We start from the raw sequence: 17,156 nt of genomic DNA, 5'->3' as shown, positions 1-17,156 counted from the left end.
GCAGCATGGGACGTGAATGCACAACTGAGGGCAGGTGTACAGGTGGAGGCGGTGCGAGTGGCTGATTCTTTTCCTCAAGAGACCGTCTCACGCAGGATCTTGCGGTCCGAGACGGTGTTGGTGCTGGCCCTCTCGCTGGGGGCCAGCGGAGTGTCTGCCCTGATCAGTTTTGTCGGATCATTGACAAAACCAGGGGGTTTGAAGGATCAGGCGGCCACACTCAACGGCTCCCATGCGCCGGGACGTCCATGGCTGGATCTCGCCTGGCAGCTCTTCGGGATCACGTCGGCGCTGGTTCCTGTCGCCCTGGTGGCCCATCTGCTGATCCGGGAAGGGGCCGGGCTGCGGGCCATCGGCTTCGACCGGACCAGGCCGGGGTCCGACCTCGGGCGGGGGGCGGTGGTGGCGGCGGGTATCGGCAGCGCGGGTCTGGCCTTCTATCTGGTCGCCCGGGCAACTGGTTTCAACCTCACCGTCGTTCCCGAGTCGCTGCCCGACGTGTGGTGGAAGTTCCCGGTGCTGATCCTGTCGGCGATCCAGAACTCCGTGGTGGAGGAAGTGATCGTCGTAGGATATCTGCTGCGCAGACTCGGGCAGTTGGGCTGGACCCCGATGGCCGCACTGCTTGCCAGTTCGGTCCTGCGCGGTTCCTACCACCTGTACCAGGGCATCGGCGGCTTCGTCGGCAACATGGTGATGGGCATCGTCTTCGTGCTGTTGTACCGCCGCTGGCAACGGGTGGGGCCGCTGGTCGCCGCGCACGCCCTGCTCGATATCGGCGCGTTCGTCGGCTACGCGCTGCTCGCCGGGAAGGTGGACTGGCTGCCCACGCCGTGAGCCCGGGGAGGGCACGGGCCCGGGCAGGGGTGCGGGGGAGTTGTGTGCCCCTGCCCCGGCGTCGGCACAGGGTGACGAGCAGTTCCCCGCCCCCTCCCCGGCCTGCTTGTCACAGGGTGACGAGCAGTTCCCCGTCCACGACGGTGACCGCTCGGCCGGTCAGCAGGGTGCGTCCGGCGCGCAGCGACGTACGGACCAGGCCGGACCGGGCGGACGCCTGCAGGCCCGTCAGCTCGTCGCGACCGAGCCGGGCCGACCAGAACGGTGCGAGCGCGGTGTGGGCGCTGCCCGTCACCGGGTCCTCGTCGATCCCCACGGCGGGGAAGAAGCCGCGGGAGACGAAGTCGTAGCCGCGGTCGGGCACGGCGGCGGCGGCCGTGGCGATGACGCCTCGGCGGGAGAGACCGGCCAGGGCCACGAAGTCGGGTGCCAGTGCCCGCACAGTCGCCTCGTCGGCCACTTCCACCAGCAGGTCACCCACCTGCGGACCGGTGTCGTGCGCGGACACCGGCTCCGCACCCAGCGCGGCTGCCAGTCCCTGCGGCGGGGTTTCGGGGGTGAGCGGTGCGGTGGGGAAGTCGAGTGTGATCGAGCTGTCCGAGGTGGTGGCCGAGGTGAGGATCCCGCACCGGGCGGCGAAACGCACCGTGCCGTTCGCGGTCGACGTGGTGTGCAGGACATGGGCCGTGGCGAGGGTGGCGTGGCCGCACATGTCGACCTCGGTGGTCGGGGTGAACCAGCGCAGGGCCCAGTCGGCGTCGCCGCCCGGCGGCAGGGGGTGGGCGAACGCGGTTTCGGAGAGGTTCAGCTCCGAGGCGATCTGCTGGAGCCGGCTGTCATCGGGGAAGCCCTCCGGGCCCAGGAGCAGGACGCCGGCGGGGTTGCCGGAGAAGGGGCGGTCGGTGAACGCGTCGACGATTCGAATCCTCATGATCCGACGATAGAGGCGTGGCGAAGGGGCGGGCCGAGGCCATTCCGGGGCGGCGGCCCGGAAGTCCGGGACCTGTGGCGAAGAACGTCTGCCGATCGCCGCGCCGTCGGCTGCTGGAGTGCGGCGGGCCGGCCGGAGACCGTGTCTTCTTGCCCAGGCACCGGCCGGGCTCCGGGAGCCGGAGCAGGAGCAGGAGAAGATCCTGCGGAAGCCGTGGGTCAAGCGCTTCCACCCGGCCGGGGCGAGGTGAGGCGACGACGGGACCCGGAGGACCGGCCGCCCGGCGTGAAGCACCCGGTCACGTCTGTGGGGCCCCGAAGCCGGTGACGGCAAGGACGCGGCATCCTCCGGGACGGGGACAGGACGCATCCTGCCGAGACGTGTGAGCCGCGACACCCCCGGCCCGCACCCCGGCCGGCCTCCTCGAAGTGCTTCGCCCCGCCGGTCAAGTCGACGGGGCGAAGCGATGGGGCCCGAACTGACCAACAGCGTGGGGATGTCCGGGCCCCGCACGAGGCGGCGGTGTCAGCGCTTCATGAGGGCGAAGACGCCCCAGCTGAGGTACTCACGTCCGTAGCGGGCGTAGTGGGCGGGCTCGGTAGTGAGTTCTTCCCGTACTTCGGGGGCGAGTTCCTCGTCCGGGTTCCGGTCGAGCCAGCGGCGCATGCTGAGCCACTGGGCCGCGGCGTACCGGTCCCAGCTGTCCTGGTCGGCCAGCATCATTTCCACGACGTCGTACCCGAGCCCCTGGAACTGTTCGATCAGTTGCGGGAGTTCCAGGAAGTCGGCGACGGATGTGGCGTGACAGGCCTTGGCGATCTCCTCGTCCGGAGGGGTCCGCCGCCAGAACGGCTCACCGATCAGCATCATTCCTCCGGGCCGGAGGCTGCGGTCGAGCAGTTCGACAGTGCCGGCGACGCCGTTGCCGATCCAGGTGGCGCCGACACAGGCGGCCAGATCGACCGGCTGGTCGGCGACGTGGCCGGCTGCGTCGCCATGGAGGAACGCGACCCGGTCGGCGACGCCGAGTTCGGCGGCGCGGGCCCGTGCCTGCTCGGTGAAGAGCGTACTGATGTCGACTCCGGTGCCCGTGAAGCCCAGGTCGCGGGCCCAGGTGCACAGCATTTCGCCCGAGCCGCTGGCCAGGTCGAGCACCCGGGTCCCGGCGGGGAGGCGGAGCGACGAGCCCAGGGTGGCGAACTTGTCTGCGGTCAGCGGGTTGTGGATGCGGTGGTTGCTCTCGCGGATGGTGAAGATGCGGGGAAGGTCCATGGCCGTGTTCCTTTTCGTCATGCCTTGAAGTGGGGCGACTGCTTGAGGGCGCGCACCTGGCGCGAGATCTGCTTCATCGGACGTTCCAGCTCGGCGCGCAGCCGCGCGTCGGTGCGGGAAGCGGCATAGGCGTTCTCGCGCTGCAACCGCTGGTAACTGTCGAGGCGTCGTTGCGCGAGGTGACCGTCCTGGACGGCGGCCAGGACGGCGCAGCCCGGCTCGGTGGTGTGGGCGCAGTCCGCGAAGCGGCAGTTGTGGGACAACTCGGTGATCTCGGAGAAGGTGTGCTCCAGGCCGTCGTCGGCGTCGTACAGACCCACGCCGCGCAGGCCCGGGGTGTCCAGCAGCACTCCGCCGTGGGGCAGCGGCACCAGTTCGCGCCAGGCCGTCGTGTGCCGGCCCTTGCCATCGCCCTCGCGTACCGCGCCGGTGGCCAGGAGGTCCCTGCCGAGCAGGCGGTTGCCGAGGGTGGACTTACCGGCGCCCGAGGGCCCGAGCAGGACAACCGTGCCCGACAGGACGGCGGTCAGGACGTCCATGCCCTCGCCGGTGGTGGCGCTGGTGACCACCACCTCCACCCCCGGGGCGACCTCGGCCACCTCGGACGCTGCTGAGGTGGGGTCGGCGGACCTGTCGGCCTTGGTGAGCACGATCACGGGTGTGGCGCCGCTCTCCCAGGCCAGGGCGAGCATGCGCTCGATCCGCCCGTACTTGAGCGGGTCGGCGAGGGAGACGGTCACCGCGACGGTGTCGACGTTCGTAGCCAGTACCTGGGCATGGGAGGTGCGTGAGGAGGTGGAGCGGACCACGGCGGTCCGGCGCTCAAGAACCTCCAGCACGGTGGCGGAGGCCGCCGGGCCGGCCGGCCTGACGGCAACCCAGTCGCCGGTGCACGGGGTCAGCCGGTCACCGGTGCCCGCTGAGGGGAGGAGCATCGCGCGGATGGTGCCGGTCTCGACGACGACATCGCACAGACCACGCTCGGCCCGCACGACACGGCCCGGTACCAGTCCTTCGTCCCTCGACGGGGCGAAGGACCGCTCACGCTCCGTGTCCCAGCCGTAGTCGGCCGGGGTCGGGACGCGCGAAGGGTGGGAGGGAGCACATGGGTGTGAAGCGTTCTGAGGGAACAATGAAGAGACCCTTGAGAGGGGGTCTCGCCGGACGGCAGACGTGCCGGAACCACTCCCGCGGCGGGGAGGATGGCAGGGGAAAGGTCAGGACGAGACCCGAGAGATGCGAACGAGTCGGGCACCGCACACAGCGGTGGTCACCACGACCGTCATCGCGCATCTCCTCCGATCTCCATGAGTGGTTTGGTCACCACTTCCGGAAGGATAGTAGCATCTTCCGCAAACCTTTGCGGCCGCCGGGTTCGGGCTGACCGTGAACGCCCAGGTGGCCTCGCCGTCGCTGCGGCCATGGTGCCCGGCCCCGTACCGCGACCGAGGTGGAAGTCGCCCGAGCGGGCAGTGACGCCGGTGCGGCATTCTGGGGAGCCGCCCTCCCGGCGTCACTCCCGGCCGGCTGGACCGTCGATCGCGGGGAGGTGTCGGGCAAGGGTGGCGGCAGGCCGGGCAGATGGGGGTGCCGGGCCCCTTGCCGGTGCCGCGGCCCGTGGCGCCGTCGGCCTCGGCCTTCTGGTGACCGGAGTCCTGGGTGAGGACTTATTTGCAAACCTGCCTATCAATAGGTAGGTTTGAGTTGTGGGCGACGTTCCCATCAGGCTGCCGAGGCCGACATCACCCGTGCCCCCGGGAGGGGCGGCGCCGCACCGGCGTCGTTCTCCAGGGCGCTGCCCCCGCCCCCCGTATATCCGCCCGCGAACGCTGTGCCTGCAAGGGCAACTCCGCCGCTCACCGCCCGGCAGGCCCGCTCAAGTCGCCGCACTCACCGGACTGCGCGTGCTGTTCGGCCTGAGTCCCGTCTCCGGGGCCTCCGCCCTCCTGGCTGTGCCCCGGGTTCCTTTTCCGCTCTCCTCTTCACCACGACCTCCGTCCCGCGTGACCAACTCGGCGGCTGCATCGTCCATGCGGCCGGCGTCACCCGGTTCGCCCCGCAGCCGGAAGCCGTGCGCGGCCTGCTCGCCCCGACTCTGGAACGAGCAGAACCTGCCGCCGGGCGCTTTCGTTGCCCTCGCCGTCCTGATGGCGGGGGCAACCGCCCAACTCGCTCTGATCCGCCGTACCCATACAGGAATGTGACCCGATGCCCCGCCAGACCGATACCCGTGCCCGTGCCCGCGACGAGTTCGCCCGCCGACTCGCCGACTACGGCTACCTCGGCGTCTCCCTCGACGACATCGCCAAGGCCGTCGACGTGAAAAAGGCCAGCCTTTACCACCACTTCCCCGGCGGAAAGCCCGCTCTGTTCATGGAGGTGGCCGACCACTGCACCAAGGACGCCTCGGCCCTCCTCCGGAACGCCCTCGCCACCCCCGGCACCCTGCGCGACAAGCTCCTCGCCCTCGCCGCCTCCTATGCCCAGGGCACCTACAACTCCGCGCTCAGCAACCAGATCTACTATGCGATCCGCCATCTCGACGATGACCAGCGTGCCGAGGTCTCCCACGCCTACGTGCGCGGTCTCATCCAGCCCGTCACCGACCTGATGGCCCAAGCGGTGGCCTCGGGCGAACTGCGGGAAGGTGATCCGGGGTTCCTCGCCACGGCCTTCATGGAGCTCGCGGCCACCGTCCATCCCCCGCACGAGGACTGCACCCCGGCCGCCATCGACCGTCTGGCCCGGGACGTCGTCGACCTCTTCCTGCGGGGAGCCGGTCCAGGCGCTCCCTGACCCGAACCCTCAGCCCTCAAGTGCCGGCCGCGGCGCCCGGCTCCCGCGTGATCGAAGAGCCGGAGCCGGGTCCCGCCGAAGTGCGGCACCGGTTTTGCCGCACGTGACGATCCACTCGTTCAGCAAGTCCTGCGGCTCGGTCGAGGGCCGCGGTGGTCCGTCCTCCCAGGGATGGGTTGATTGAGTGGCTGCACACGTGCGATTGCGGCCACGTTGTCTCCGTCGGGGGTGATGCGGATGGCCCGGCATCGTGATGTGCCGATGGCCCCGGGGGCGCTGCCGCTGGCCGGACATCTGATCCGGATGTGTGCCGGGCCGTTGTGTTTCTTCGAGAGCCTGCGCGCGAGCGGCCGTGTGGTGCGCGTCCGGCTCGGACCGTACACCTCCTCCGTGGGCCTGGATCTGCAAGCCGCCGTCGACCGGGTCCTGGCCGAACCCGACGCCGGCGAAAGTAACTTTCTGAGGTGCAGCGAAGTCCTGTTCACCGGCTCGAACACCGAAGCCCCGGGACTTGTCGCCCACGTCGCCGAACTCGGCCACTTCCTCTCCGGCGCCACCTGCTGGTGTCTGCGCAGCCGCCGCCACCGCGGCCGCGAACTCATCGAGACCACCGAGAATCCGCCGAAGGCGACCCGGCGGAAGAGCGGTGTACGCCGCGAGCGGCCACATGCCCCGGGGCGAACAGCGAACTGAACAACTTCACCTGGGACGGCGACAGGATGAAACCTGGGACGGCGTCAGGATGACGGGGGACGGGACAGTCACGTAGCCCGGCAACGGACGACATCACTCACTCGTGAACAGGGGGTTTGTCATGCGACAGGTTCCGATATATCGTTGACGCATCGCGACAGTATGCGATGCATCAAAGATCAATACGAGAAGGAGTGCGGTCATGCGTTCACATGGATACGAGCACGGACATGGACACGGTCACAGTCACGGCCCCTGCGGGCCCGGTCAGCGCGAGCGGGGCGACTTCGAGGGGCGCCGGGCGGCCTTCGGGCAGTTCGGTCCGCCGTTCGGTGGCGGCCCCTTCGGGGGAGGCCCGTTCGGTGGCGGGCGCGGTCGGGGTGGCGGCCGGGGAAGGGCGCGCCGCGGTGACGTGCGCGCGTCGATCCTCGCACTGCTGAAGGACCGGCCGATGCACGGCTACGAAATGATTCAGGAGATCGGCGAGCGCAGCGGCGGGGCCTGGCGGCCCAGTCCCGGCTCGGTGTACCCGACGCTTCAGCTGCTGGAGGACGAGGGCTTGATCGTCAGCGCGAGCGAGGGCGGCAAGAAGCTGTTCACCCTCACCGACGCAGGCCGGACCGAGGTGGAGTCGGGCGCCGACGCACCCTGGGAGGAAGCCGGGCGTGGCGTCGACTGGGAGAGCCTCAACGAGGTCCGGCAGGCCGGTTTCGGGATGATGGAGGCGTTCGGCCAGGTCTGGAAGACCGGCTCGGCCGAGCAGCGGGAGAAGGCGTTGGCAGTGATCAATGACGCCCGGAAGAAGCTCTACCTCATCCTCGCCGACGAGGGCTGAGCCGACGGTGGAGCGGTTCGGGGAAGGTGGGTCGAAGGGCTCCGCGGCAATGTCGCGGAGCCCTTCGGTGTTCTGTTCGGTGTGAGGTGGCCGCTCCGGGGCCGTCAGGCGACGATCAGTCCGTCCAGTTTGCGCAGGGACTCGATGAGTGCCGCGGTGGCGGAGTCCTTCAGTTTGCCGGCCATCAGGGAGACCGCCGCGCCGGTGAACTCGCCGTCGATGCGGACCGTGGTTGCGTCCCCGTCCGGTGTGAGCACATAGCTCATCTTCAGATTGACGCCCATGGGCCCCTTTCCCGAGGTCGTCAGCAGGCGGCCCTGCTCCAGCTCCGAGACGGTCCAGGTCACCTCGGCGGGGAACCCCATGAGCTTCATGTTCTCCTCGTAGGTGCCCGCGAGTTCGAGCGTGGCGGGCCCCCCCTTGGGGAAGCTGGTGTGGGTGGCGTTCCACTCCCCGTACGTGCTGAAGTCGGTCAGCTGGGCCCAGACCTTCCCGGCCGGTGCTTCGATGCGCGCCTCTGCACTGACTTCGGCCATGCGACCACCCCTTCTCGACGGGTTTCGGTGTCGCGGAACGTAGCCGCAGCGGCGAGAACATTCAATACTGATGAAGTGTCAGATCTGCTGCCCCGGTCCGGTCCGCCAGATCAGTGCTTCGTCGAATCGGTCGCAGGCGCGGGGGTGCGGTCCGTCGTCGTGGCAGTGGAACGCCGCCCAGAAGAGATCGGCGGGCAGGGCGTCGGGCGGTGCGTGGACCCGGTAGACGTAGTCGCGCCCATCGAGTGCCGGCAGCGAGACGAGCCAGCTCACCTCCGGCTCCCTCCTCCCGCCGTAACAGTGCTCCGGCCTGTGGGACGTATGCGGGGATGCTTCCGGTTGCTGCGGGGGCGTGAGGCAATGCGGCGCGCGCCGTCGGGTGGAGCCTTTCTCCTGTGTGGCGCGATCTCATCCGTAAGGAGGAGGCCTCGCTCCTCTGTCCCCAACTCGGGTGGGATACGGCAATGGGACTCTCCGGGGATGCCGCGGCCCAGTTCGGCTGATGGGGTGGAAGGGTGCAGAACCGGACGCCGCAGATCCCTCAGCAGCCCGCACCGAGCCATCGTGCTGAGTTCGACGCCAGACTCACTGTGGAGCTGGCCGCCGTGGTCACGGGTGCGCGCAGGCGCGCCCTGCGGGACGGCGACCGGCAGATCGACACGGCTCATCTGCTGCACTCCCTCATCGAGTCCGACCCCGAGGTCCGCAACGCCTTCGACGGCGGACCGCAGCTGGCCAAGGTGCTCGGCTACCTCGTCCAGCGCAGTATCGGGTACGGACTCCGGTGGCAGGGGGCGGTCGAGGATTCGGGCGCACTCCCGGTGGTGACGGAGGCGGCCACCGAGGGCTGGTCGCCCTCCGCGGCGTCCGCGATGGCGGGTGCGTACCGTCGTGCGCGGTCACTCGGACGGGAACGGGCCGGTGGCAGTGACCTTCTCGTGGCGCTGGCCGCGGACCGGGAATGCCGGGCCGTCGAGGTGCTGGAGCGGGCGGGCGTCGACGCGGCACTGCTCGAAGACCGGATCGTGGAGGCGCCCTCCCAGGGGTGAACGGCCGGACTCGGCATCGCCAGTGCCGTCGGGCAGACCGCGGCGCTTGACCCCCGGGGCGGCCAGCAGGTGATCGAGAGGCGCGTCGCCGCCCCCTGCCCTGCCGCCCCCCGATGCCCCCTGATGCCCGTGATGCCGGGGGCGACTGCAGGCGGGCTGTGTGGACCGGTGTCCAGCTGTGTGCCTGGGGCGCCAATGACATCGGGGTGTCACCCGAGCGGTACCCGAGTCAGGCGTCACGAGGGTGACGCTCCTGACGTCGGCTGCCATGATGTGCCGATGCACGCGTCTCAGGGGAGAAGCGCCGGCCTGGGACTCGCCCTCGCCTCGGCCTTCGCATTCGGCGGTTCCGGAGTGGCGGCCAAGCCGCTCATCGAGGCGGGGCTCGACCCGCTCCACGTGGTGTGGCTCCGGGTGGCCGGTGCCGCGCTCGTCATGCTGCCAGTGGCCTGGCGCCACCGGGACCTCGTCCGCAGCCGTCCTGTGCTTCTGCTCGGATTCGGACTTCTGGCGGTCGCCGGCGTCCAGGCCTGCTACTTCGCCGCGATCTCGCGTATCCCGGTCGGCGTCGCGCTGCTCGTCGAGTACCTGGCGCCGGCGCTCGTCCTCGGCTGGGTGCGTTTCGTCCAGCGCCGGCCCGTGACCCGGGCTGCCGCAGTGGGGGTCGTGCTCGCGGTGGGGGGACTCGCCTGCGTCGTCGAGGTGTGGTCCGGGCTGAGTTTCGACGCCGTCGGTCTGCTGCTCGCCCTCGGTGCGGCCTGCTGCCAGGTCGGCTACTTCGTCCTCTCCGACCAGGGCAGCGCGGACTCGGCCGAGGGTGCCGAGCCCCCGCACCCGGTTGGTGTCATCGCCTACGGCCTCCTGACCGGGGCTGCCCTGCTCACCGTCGTGGCACGGCCCTGGAACATGCACTGGTCGGTGCTCCGCGGCGACACCGCCATGAACGGCACAGCAGTGCCCGCCTGGCTGCTCCTCGTCTGGATCGTGCTCCTGGCCACCGTCATCGCGTACGTGACCGGGGTCATTTCGGTGCGGCTGCTGTCGCCTGCGGTCGCGGGCGTCGTGGCCTGTCTGGAAGCTGTTGTCGCCACCGTGCTGGCGTGGGTGCTGCTCGGGGAACATCTGGCCGCCCCGCAGCTCATCGGCGGTGCGATCGTGCTGACCGGTGCCTTCATCGCACAGTCCTCGACGCCCAAGGCGCCCTCCGGGCCCATCGCTTCGGGGCCGGGCGGGGAGGGCACGGCAGCCGAGGGGGAGTTGCCTGCCGGACGTGCCGCCTTCTAGGGTGACCGTCATGCATCTGACCGTACTTCCGCCGCCTGCCGCCTAGCGCGGTCGGCCACACCTGACGAAGACCGGGCTCGGGCAGTCCCCGAGCGGCTCGTCGCTGCCCGCGTGCCGAGCTGAGCGACCACCTTCCTGTCTTCCTCTGGAGAAGTCACGTGTCGAACCCTGCTTCAGGTCTGTCCGTCGGGCGGAGCCTGTGCTATCTGATCATTGCCGGAGTGGCCTGGGGCACCGCCGGTGCCGCCGCCTCCCTGGTCTTCGAGTCCAGCGATCTCGGCCCCCTCGCCCTGTCCTTCTGGCGTTGTGCGGGCGGCCTCGTGCTCCTGCTTGCCGCGCTCGTGCTGCGGCCCGGCCGCGCGTCCACCGCGGCCGAGTCCGGACGCCGGCGGCTGCTGCGCATTCTCGGCACCGGAATCGGTCTCGCCGTGTTCCAGACCGCGTATTTCGCTGCCGTCCAGGCCACTGGTCTCGCGGTCGGCACCGTGGTCACCCTCGGCGCGGGGCCCGTCCTCATCGCCGCCGGCGCCCGGGTCACGATGGGGGAGCGGCTCGGGCTCGGCGGACTTGCCGCGGTCGCCGGAGCGCTGACCGGTCTTGCTGTACTGGTGCTGGGCGGCGATACGGGTACGGTGCGGCCTGCCGGAATCGGGCTGGCACTGCTTTCCGCAGCCGGCTATGCCGCGATCACCCTGCTCACCCGCTGGCTCGGCCGTGACGGCGGCGGCGCCGACCCGCTCGCCACCAGCGCCTGGGCGTTCGCCATTGCCGCGGCTGTCCTGCTGCCGATGGCGGCAGGCGAGGGATTCGTCCCGAGTACGGACCACCCTGTGCAGGTGGTGACGCTGCTCGTGTACGTCGCGGCGATCCCGACCGCCCTCGCCTACGCCCTCTACTTCGCGGGTGCAGCGGTGGTACGGGCCGCCACGGTGTCGGTGATCATGCTGCTCGAACCGGTCAGCGCGGCGGTCATCGCTGTCGTCGTCCTCCGTGAGCACCTCACGCCTGCCACGGTCGCCGGAACGCTGTTGCTGCTCACGGCGGTGGTGGGGCTGGCTGTCGCCGAGACGCGCGGCGCCGCCAACGCCCGCCGGGAGGCGGTCGTTCCCGTGTGACCGGCAGGGACGGGCGGGGCGGTGCTGTCGCACGGCCCCGCTGTCCTCGGGCGGCGGAGTGTCGCACCGCTCCGCTGTCCTCGGGCGGCTTCAGAGCCCTTCAGATACTCCGGGACGGTGATCGAAGCATCGAGGTCGTCCGCCGGGACCGGCGTGCCGTGGCCGGGGGTCAGGGGGACGACGCCCGCCCAGTGGGGGAGCGCGAGGTCGCGTTCGTCGTCGTTCGGCCCGCCGGTGCGGATCTTGGCGGAGACCTCCCGAAGGTCCAGCCGGATCACGGCCGTTGCCGCCAGCTCCTTCTCGTCCGCGGGCCGGGAGTCCGTGGACCGCCCGGGTACGACCTGCTCCACGATCGCGTCGAGAGCCAGGCGCCGTTCCTCGAGGTCGGTCACCGTCCGCGCCACGCCGTGAACGACCACGGACCGGTAGTTGAGCGAGTGGTGGAAGGCGGATCGCGCCAGCACCAGCCCGTCGACATGCGTCACTGTCAGACACACGGGCAGTCCCCCTTCACTCCCGTCCGCCGCCCGCAGCGGACGGGATCCGGTCGAGCCGTGGACGTAGAGCCGCTCGCCGACGCGGCCGAAGAGCGTGGGGAGGACGACGGGTGCGCCGTCCCGTACGAAGCCGAGGTGGCAGATGTACCCCTCGTCGAGTATCGAGTGGACCTGTTCCCGGTCGTACGAGGCCCGTTCGCGGGAGCGGGTCGGGACCGTGCGTCCTGTCGGTTCGTAAGCGGTCGTGGCTGCGGGCGCGGGCGCGGCTGGGGCGGGGGTCGTGGTTGCGGGGCCCGGGGCCGTGGTCTGCTGGGGTTCGGTCTCCGGCATTGCGCTCTCCATTGCACTAGTGCATAGTGTTGTTTGTGCTAGGAGAGTATCGGATCAGTGGGCGGCGTGCATCGGAAATTGCCGCCAGTGTGGAGCGGGCGGTCGGCTCGGGTGAGCTGGCGCCCGGTCAGGTGCTGCCTCCCATGCGGGAGTTGGCGAGTCAGCTGGAGGTGAATCCCAATACGGTGGCGGCTGCCTACCGCACGCTGCGGGAGCGGGGCGTGATCGAGACCGCCGGGCGCAGAGGCAGCAGGGTCAGACCGCGACCGGCGAGCACCGCGCGCGGGTCGGTTCGGGTGGAAGCGCCACCCGGCGTGCGGGATCTGGGCGACGGCAACCCGGACCCGGCGCTGCTGCCCGCGCTGGGTGAAGCCTTCGCCGCAGCCACCGAGAGGTACGCACGGGCGCCGGGGATGTACGCCCAAGCGCCCGTGGACCCGGAGTTCGCCGCGCTGGCGCGCGCCGGGTTCGACGCGGACGGCGTTCCGGCCGGGCCGGTGATCGCCGCCTCCGGCTCGCTGGACGCGATCGAAAGGGTGTTGACCGCCCATCTCAGACCCGGTGACGCGGTCGCGGTCGAGGATCCGGGCTGGGGTGGTCTGCTGGATCTGGTCCCGGCGCTGGGCATGCGCCCCGTACCTGTTCCTGTCGACGACGACGGGCCCCTGCCGGATGCCCTCGACGCCGCCCTCGGGGCGGGTGCGCGGGCCGTCGTCATCACCGACCGTGCGCAGAATCCGACCGGAGCCGCGATCGGGGCCGGGCGCGCGGTCGAACTGCGGGCGGTCCTCGCGGGGCACCGGGGAGTGCTGCTCATCGAGGACGACCACGGGCACGCGATTGTCGACCTGCCGCTGCACCCACTGGCCGGCGCCACGGACCGCTGGGCGTTCGTGCGGTCCGTGGCCAAGGGGTACGGGCCGGACCTGCGGGTCGCCGTGCTGACCGGGGACGCGGTCACCGCCGACCGGGTCTCGGGCAGGCAGCGGCTGGGGCCGGGCTGGGTCAGCCGTCTGCTGCAATGGGCGGTGGTTCATCTGTGGACCACGGGCGCGGTCGACACGCATGAGGTGGCCCGCGCGTACGCCCGCCGGCGGGAGGCACTTGTCCGGGCGTTGGAGGACCGGGGCGTCGAAGCGCACGGGCGCAGCGGGATGAACGTGTGGGTTCCGGTGATGGACGAGACGGGGGCCGTGGCGCGCCTGCTCCACGCAGGCTGGGCGGTGGCGCCCGGAGCCCGCTTCCGGATATCCGCGCCTCAGGGGATCCGGCTGACCGTGTCGCCGCTCACCGACGCCGACATCGGGCCGCTCGCGGACGCGGTGGCGGCAGCGGCCGGGCCCGCGAACCCGTTGAGTTTCGGCTGAGCCAGGGCGACTTCCGGCGACGTGGTCCGGGCATCTGCCCCGGCTGGGTGGCCGGGGCGGCGGCGCGGGGCCCGCTGCGGGTCAGCGCGGCACCCGCCAGGACGACGAGAGCGCCGACCGGAGTGTTCCAGCTCAGCTGCTCGCCGAGTACGGCGACTCCGGCGGCGGTGGCGATCACCGGGATGAAGTAGGTGACCATCTGTGCGGTTGTCGGCCCGACCTCGGTGACCAGGCCGTACTGGAGCAGCACGGCGAGGCCGGTACCCAGGGCCCCCAGGGCGACGACGGCCAGGGTGGGCCACAGAGGGAATCCGGTGGGGGGCGAGGTGAACAGTGGGGTTACCAGGGCGAGCTGCGCCGTACCGAGGAAGAGCTGGCTGCCGGTGAGGGAGAGGGCGGAGGAGCCGGCGCCCGCCAGCGTGCGGCGGACGTAGATCCAGCCGACCGGATAGCTGAGGGAGGCCAGGAGTGCCATCGCCGTACCGCTGAAGTCCGGACCGGAGAAGCCCTGCCAGGCGCCCAGCACCGTGAGTACGCCGAGGAAGCCGAGCCCGAGTCCGGCGACGCGGCGGCGGGTGGGGCGGTCCTCGGACAGTGCGACAAGTGACAGTGCCATGCCCCACAGGGGTGAGGTCGCGTTGCAGATGCCGGCCAAGGTCGACGGGATGGTCAGTTCCGCATAGGCGAACAGGGAGAACGGCAGGGCGTTGAGGAGGAAGGCGGCGACGGCCAGATGGCCCCAGGTGCGGGCGGTTCGCGGCAGCCGTTCCCGCTTGACCGCCATGGCGACGGCCAGGACGGCGGTACCCGACAACAGGCGCCCGAGAGTGACCTGGAACGGTGCGTAGCCGCCGGTCCCGACCTTGATGAGGAGGAAGCTGAATCCCCATATGAGCGAGAGCGCCGCGAAGCGCAGCCGCCAGTCCAGCGCTGGACGGACGGAGAGGCCGGCAGGTTCGGCGGGATCGGCCTGTACGGCCGGCGGGGTGGGCGCGGCGGGAGTAGCTGGAGGGGTGCGATCGGCTGGAGCTGTGCGATCGGCCGTCGGAGCCGGACCGGCCGGAGAGACCGTCGAAGCCGGACCGGCTGGAGAGGGGGAAGTAGTGGGAAAGGGGGGCGTGGTTGGCGAGGTGCGAGCAGCCGGAGAGGCCGTCGAAGCGGGATCGGCCGGAGAGGCGAGGCGGGGCGCAGGGGCGGTCCGCTCGGTTCCCCGGGGTGCGCCGGCTGTGGATATCTGCTCGGTCCGCCGTGCGGGGGCGGTCTCGGCGGCCGGGACACCCGGCGCAGGTGGTGCGCTCATGAGGCAACGATGACGAAGACGATCTCGTAGCACAAGTGAGAATTTGTTGCGATGTCTGCGTAGCATTGCTTACATGTTGAATCTGGAGCGCTTGCGTACCCTGGATGCCCTGGCCCGGCTGGGTTCGGTCAGCGGCGCCGCCGAGGGGCTGCATGTCACCACGTCCGCAGTCTCCCAGCAGATGGCGAAGCTGGAGCGGGAAGTGGGTCAGCAGCTCCTGGCCAGGAACGGCCGCGGGATCCGGCTCACCGACGCCGGGCAACTGCTCGCCGACCACGCGGCCCGGATCCTCTCGCAGGTCGAACTCGCCCAGTCCGACATCGAGGCCCAGCGGGGCGAGGTGGTGGGCGAGATCCGGTTGAGCGCGTTTCCCACCGCCGCCCGCGGCCTCTTCCCGGCGGCGCTCCTCTCCCTGCGCATCGAACACCCCGAACTCCGTTTGCACACAAGGGAGCTGGAGCCCGAGGACGGGCTGCGGGCGGTGCTGAGGGCTGACATCGATCTTGCCGTGGTGCTGGACTGGAGCAATAAGCGGCTGCCCGTCCCGGGCGGCCTCGCCCGCGCCCAACTACTGGACGACACACCTGACATCGCCATGCCCGCCGGCCATCCGCTCGCGGATCGGGACAAGGTCGACCTGGAGGACTTCGCCGACGACGACTGGGTGTCCTGGCCCGAGGGGGAATTCTGTTACGAATGGCTGGTGTTCACCCTCCGCTCCAAGGGGATCGAGCCGCGGATCGCCCATCTTGCCGGTGAGCACCACACCCAACTCGCCCTGATCGCCGCGGGAATGGGTGTCTGCGTTGCGCCCCGGCTGGGCCGGGGGCCCGTGCCCGACGGGGTGCGGCTGGTGCCGGTGCGGCAGAAGATGCGACGGCGCGTGCACGCGGTGTGGCGGGCGGACGCGGACCGCCGTCCCTCGATCAGGGCGGCGGTCGCGGCGCTCCGGGAGGCGGGGCGGGAGCTGGACGATCCGTTGGCGGACGCGTAGCCGCCGGGGTGACCCGGCCGATCATGCTCCGGTGGGGCCGGCCGGACTGGCCGGCCCGGCCATTTTACTGAAGTCCCAGGATGCGACGGCGTCGGGCGTGAGTCGCATCCAGGCGTGCCGGCCATCGTGCGGCATCGTCTCCATGTCGAAGTACTTGGCGGCGAACAGCTTCTCGGGAACGGTGAGTTCGGGACAGGTCTCCCCGGTGCGCGGCGCCTCGCCGACGAAGACGGCCTCGCCCGAGAGCTCGATGCCGCGCAGTTCTCCGTACTCCACCCCGTCGTCGACAACCACCGAGATCCGCGGGTCGTGGCTCAGCTGCGACCAGCGCAGGCTCCGGGTGATGGAGTAGAGCCACAGCGACGTCCCGTCCCAGCAGAACCAGAGCGCGCCGACGTGCGGGCGGCCGTCCGTGCCGACGGTGGCGACCCGGCAGGTGCGCTGTCCTGCGAGGTAGGCGTCCCGCTCCTCGTCCGTCATCATGACCCGGCGTCCCCGCCGCTGGCTGACGGTCATGGAAGGCTCCTTCCGCATAGCTGACTATGTGTCAGAAATCATGAGGCCTCTTCCTTCATCGCGCAATGGAGGTTAGCCTCGCGCGGCCGATCCGTCACCGAGAGGGGCAGCCGTGCCGCCCAGGGAACAGCTGGCCGAGCAGACCGATCCGGCCACCACCGTCCTGCTGACGGTGGAGTGCCAGCAGGGAGTGGTGGGACCCGGCAGCGCGCTGCCCGAACTGGCGAAGGAGGCCAGGTCCTCCGGAGCCCTCCACAACGTCGCACGCCTTGTCTCCGCCGCCCACGAGTCGGGCGTCCAGGTGCTGCACGCGGTGGCCGAACGCCGCCCGGACGGCCGCGGCGCCAACAGCAACGCCCGTCTCTTCCGTGCCGCGGGGCGGCTTCCCGTACAGCAGCATTCCGGTACCACGGCGGTGCGGATCGCCGAGCCCATCGAGGTGGCGGACGAGGATCTTGTCGTCCGCAGGCTCCATGGGCTGTCGCCGATAGCGGGTACGGACGTGGACGCCCTGCTCCGTAACCTGGGCTGTCGCACTCTGGTCGTCACCGGCGTTTCGGCGAATGTGGCGATTCCCAACGCGGTCTTCGACGCGGTGAACCTCGGCTACACCGCGGTGGTCCCGGCCGATGCCATCGCGGGGGTGCCCGCCGATTACACCCCCGCGATGATCCGCAACACCCTGGCTCTCGTCGCCACCGTGACCACCACCGACGCCCTGCTCGGCAGCTGGCTGAGCGGGAGGAGCGGGACGAGGGGATGAAGAGGCGGCCCGGGGCGGCGGAAAGGCCCGTCAAGGGCTGT

The 17,156-nt window shown here is 70.7% G+C and carries 17 protein-coding genes and 1 pseudogene; 10 read left to right on the top strand and 8 right to left on the bottom strand.

The features are described 5' to 3' along the window. Positions 1–57 precede the first annotated feature (57 nt). A complete protein-coding gene (locus tag ACZ4LX_RS28425; protein ID WP_467649813.1) occupies positions 58–837 on the top strand; it encodes a CPBP family intramembrane glutamic endopeptidase in 780 nt (259 codons plus the stop codon). A gap of 109 nt (positions 838–946) precedes the next feature. Here the strand turns inward: ACZ4LX_RS28425 and ACZ4LX_RS28420 are convergent, their stop codons facing one another. The 3 genes from ACZ4LX_RS28420 to rsgA form a co-directional block, all read right to left on the bottom strand. Then, complete coding sequence (locus ACZ4LX_RS28420; RefSeq protein ID WP_467649793.1) at positions 947–1,768, bottom strand: PhzF family phenazine biosynthesis protein; 822 nt, start codon at positions 1,766–1,768, stop codon at positions 947–949. Between the two features lie 525 nt (positions 1,769–2,293). Then, complete coding sequence (locus ACZ4LX_RS28415; RefSeq protein WP_467649792.1) at positions 2,294–3,040, bottom strand: SAM-dependent methyltransferase; 747 nt, start codon at positions 3,038–3,040, stop codon at positions 2,294–2,296. A gap of 17 nt (positions 3,041–3,057) precedes the next feature. Next, positions 3,058–4,032 (bottom strand): ribosome small subunit-dependent GTPase A, encoded by a 975-nt coding sequence (gene rsgA / locus ACZ4LX_RS28410; protein WP_467649791.1) that lies wholly within the window; start codon positions 4,030–4,032, stop codon positions 3,058–3,060. 1,216 nt (positions 4,033–5,248) lie between these two features. Here rsgA and ACZ4LX_RS28405 point away from each other — a divergent pair. From ACZ4LX_RS28405 to ACZ4LX_RS28395, 3 genes are all read left to right on the top strand, one after another. Then, entirely contained in the window at positions 5,249–5,836 is a 588-nt protein-coding gene (locus tag ACZ4LX_RS28405) for a TetR/AcrR family transcriptional regulator (RefSeq protein ID WP_467649790.1), read from the top strand. Positions 5,837–6,073: 237 nt separating this feature from the next. Continuing rightward, on the top strand, positions 6,074–6,529 hold the full coding sequence (locus ACZ4LX_RS28400) for a hypothetical protein (RefSeq protein WP_467649789.1): 456 nt from the start codon (positions 6,074–6,076) through the stop codon (positions 6,527–6,529). A 202-nt stretch (positions 6,530–6,731) separates the two neighbouring features. Then, complete coding sequence (locus ACZ4LX_RS28395; RefSeq protein ID WP_467649788.1) at positions 6,732–7,364, top strand: PadR family transcriptional regulator; 633 nt, start codon at positions 6,732–6,734, stop codon at positions 7,362–7,364. A gap of 104 nt (positions 7,365–7,468) precedes the next feature. On the opposite strand, the gene ACZ4LX_RS28390 is transcribed toward ACZ4LX_RS28395, so the two are convergent. Next, positions 7,469–7,900, bottom strand: a complete 432-nt coding sequence (locus tag ACZ4LX_RS28390) for a type II toxin-antitoxin system Rv0910 family toxin (RefSeq protein WP_467649787.1) — start codon at positions 7,898–7,900, stop codon at positions 7,469–7,471. Positions 7,901–7,978: 78 nt separating this feature from the next. Then, positions 7,979–8,173 carry a hypothetical protein gene (locus ACZ4LX_RS28385; protein WP_467649786.1) on the bottom strand — a complete coding sequence of 65 codons (195 nt, stop codon included), beginning with the start codon at positions 8,171–8,173 and terminating at the stop codon, positions 7,979–7,981. A 242-nt stretch (positions 8,174–8,415) separates the two neighbouring features. Here ACZ4LX_RS28385 and ACZ4LX_RS28380 point away from each other — a divergent pair, with 242 nt between their 5' ends. The 3 genes from ACZ4LX_RS28380 to ACZ4LX_RS28370 all read left to right on the top strand — a co-directional run bounded on the left by ACZ4LX_RS28380 (position 8,416) and on the right by ACZ4LX_RS28370 (position 11,348). Continuing rightward, positions 8,416–8,949, top strand: coding sequence for a peptidase (locus ACZ4LX_RS28380; protein ID WP_467649785.1), 534 nt, complete (start codon positions 8,416–8,418; stop codon positions 8,947–8,949). 279 nt (positions 8,950–9,228) lie between these two features. Then, positions 9,229–10,233 carry an EamA family transporter gene (locus ACZ4LX_RS28375; protein ID WP_467649784.1) on the top strand — a complete coding sequence of 335 codons (1,005 nt, stop codon included), beginning with the start codon at positions 9,229–9,231 and terminating at the stop codon, positions 10,231–10,233. A 158-nt stretch (positions 10,234–10,391) separates the two neighbouring features. Continuing rightward, positions 10,392–11,348, top strand: coding sequence for a DMT family transporter (locus tag ACZ4LX_RS28370; protein ID WP_467649783.1), 957 nt, complete (start codon positions 10,392–10,394; stop codon positions 11,346–11,348). A 101-nt stretch (positions 11,349–11,449) separates the two neighbouring features. On the opposite strand, the pseudogene ACZ4LX_RS28365 reads toward ACZ4LX_RS28370, so the two are convergent. Continuing rightward, positions 11,450–12,175: pseudogene (locus tag ACZ4LX_RS28365) on the bottom strand (pyridoxamine 5'-phosphate oxidase family protein); the annotation flags it as partial. 35 nt (positions 12,176–12,210) lie between these two features. On the opposite strand from ACZ4LX_RS28365, the gene ACZ4LX_RS28360 reads away from it, so the two are divergent. Continuing rightward, positions 12,211–13,542: an aminotransferase class I/II-fold pyridoxal phosphate-dependent enzyme gene (locus ACZ4LX_RS28360; RefSeq protein WP_467649782.1), complete on the top strand. Its 1,332-nt coding sequence runs from the start codon at positions 12,211–12,213 to the stop codon at positions 13,540–13,542. Here ACZ4LX_RS28360 and ACZ4LX_RS28355 read toward each other — a convergent pair. Further along, entirely contained in the window at positions 13,463–14,470 is a 1,008-nt protein-coding gene (locus tag ACZ4LX_RS28355; protein WP_467649812.1) for a DMT family transporter, read from the bottom strand. The two genes, ACZ4LX_RS28360 and ACZ4LX_RS28355, sit on opposite strands and share 80 nt — an antisense overlap. A gap of 445 nt (positions 14,471–14,915) precedes the next feature. Between ACZ4LX_RS28355 and ACZ4LX_RS28350 the strand changes: the two genes are divergently transcribed. After that, on the top strand, positions 14,916–15,836 hold the full coding sequence (locus tag ACZ4LX_RS28350) for a LysR family transcriptional regulator (protein WP_467649781.1): 921 nt from the start codon (positions 14,916–14,918) through the stop codon (positions 15,834–15,836). A 21-nt stretch (positions 15,837–15,857) separates the two neighbouring features. Here ACZ4LX_RS28350 and ACZ4LX_RS28345 read toward each other — a convergent pair whose 3' ends face one another. Then, positions 15,858–16,352: a pyridoxamine 5'-phosphate oxidase family protein gene (locus tag ACZ4LX_RS28345; protein WP_467649780.1), complete on the bottom strand. Its 495-nt coding sequence runs from the start codon at positions 16,350–16,352 to the stop codon at positions 15,858–15,860. Between the two features lie 112 nt (positions 16,353–16,464). Between ACZ4LX_RS28345 and ACZ4LX_RS28340 the strand changes: the two genes are divergently transcribed. Further along, positions 16,465–17,115, top strand: coding sequence for a cysteine hydrolase family protein (locus ACZ4LX_RS28340; protein WP_467649779.1), 651 nt, complete (start codon positions 16,465–16,467; stop codon positions 17,113–17,115). The last annotated feature ends 41 nt before the right edge of the window (positions 17,116–17,156 follow it).

The sequence above is a fragment of the Streptomyces sp. NPDC026062 genome, assembly GCF_055568375.1.
The sequence above is the reverse complement of the archived record's forward strand: the minus strand, read 5'-3'. Positions and strand labels throughout refer to the sequence as shown.

Excerpts from the sequence above, each read along its gene's own strand:
- ACZ4LX_RS28420 (WP_467649793.1), bottom strand. The coding sequence starts at position 1,768 with ATGAGGATTCGAATCGTCGACGCGTTCACCGACCGCCCCTTCTCCGGC.
- ACZ4LX_RS28415 (WP_467649792.1), bottom strand. The coding sequence starts at position 3,040 with ATGGACCTTCCCCGCATCTTCACCATCCGCGAGAGCAACCACCGCATC.
- ACZ4LX_RS28405 (WP_467649790.1), top strand. The coding sequence starts at position 5,249 with ATGCCCCGCCAGACCGATACCCGTGCCCGTGCCCGCGACGAGTTCGCC.
- ACZ4LX_RS28400 (WP_467649789.1), top strand. The coding sequence starts at position 6,074 with ATGGCCCGGCATCGTGATGTGCCGATGGCCCCGGGGGCGCTGCCGCTG.
- ACZ4LX_RS28395 (WP_467649788.1), top strand. The coding sequence starts at position 6,732 with ATGCGTTCACATGGATACGAGCACGGACATGGACACGGTCACAGTCAC.
- ACZ4LX_RS28390 (WP_467649787.1), bottom strand. The coding sequence starts at position 7,900 with ATGGCCGAAGTCAGTGCAGAGGCGCGCATCGAAGCACCGGCCGGGAAG.
- ACZ4LX_RS28375 (WP_467649784.1), top strand. The coding sequence starts at position 9,229 with ATGCACGCGTCTCAGGGGAGAAGCGCCGGCCTGGGACTCGCCCTCGCC.
- ACZ4LX_RS28350 (WP_467649781.1), top strand. The coding sequence starts at position 14,916 with ATGTTGAATCTGGAGCGCTTGCGTACCCTGGATGCCCTGGCCCGGCTG.
- ACZ4LX_RS28345 (WP_467649780.1), bottom strand. The coding sequence starts at position 16,352 with ATGACCGTCAGCCAGCGGCGGGGACGCCGGGTCATGATGACGGACGAG.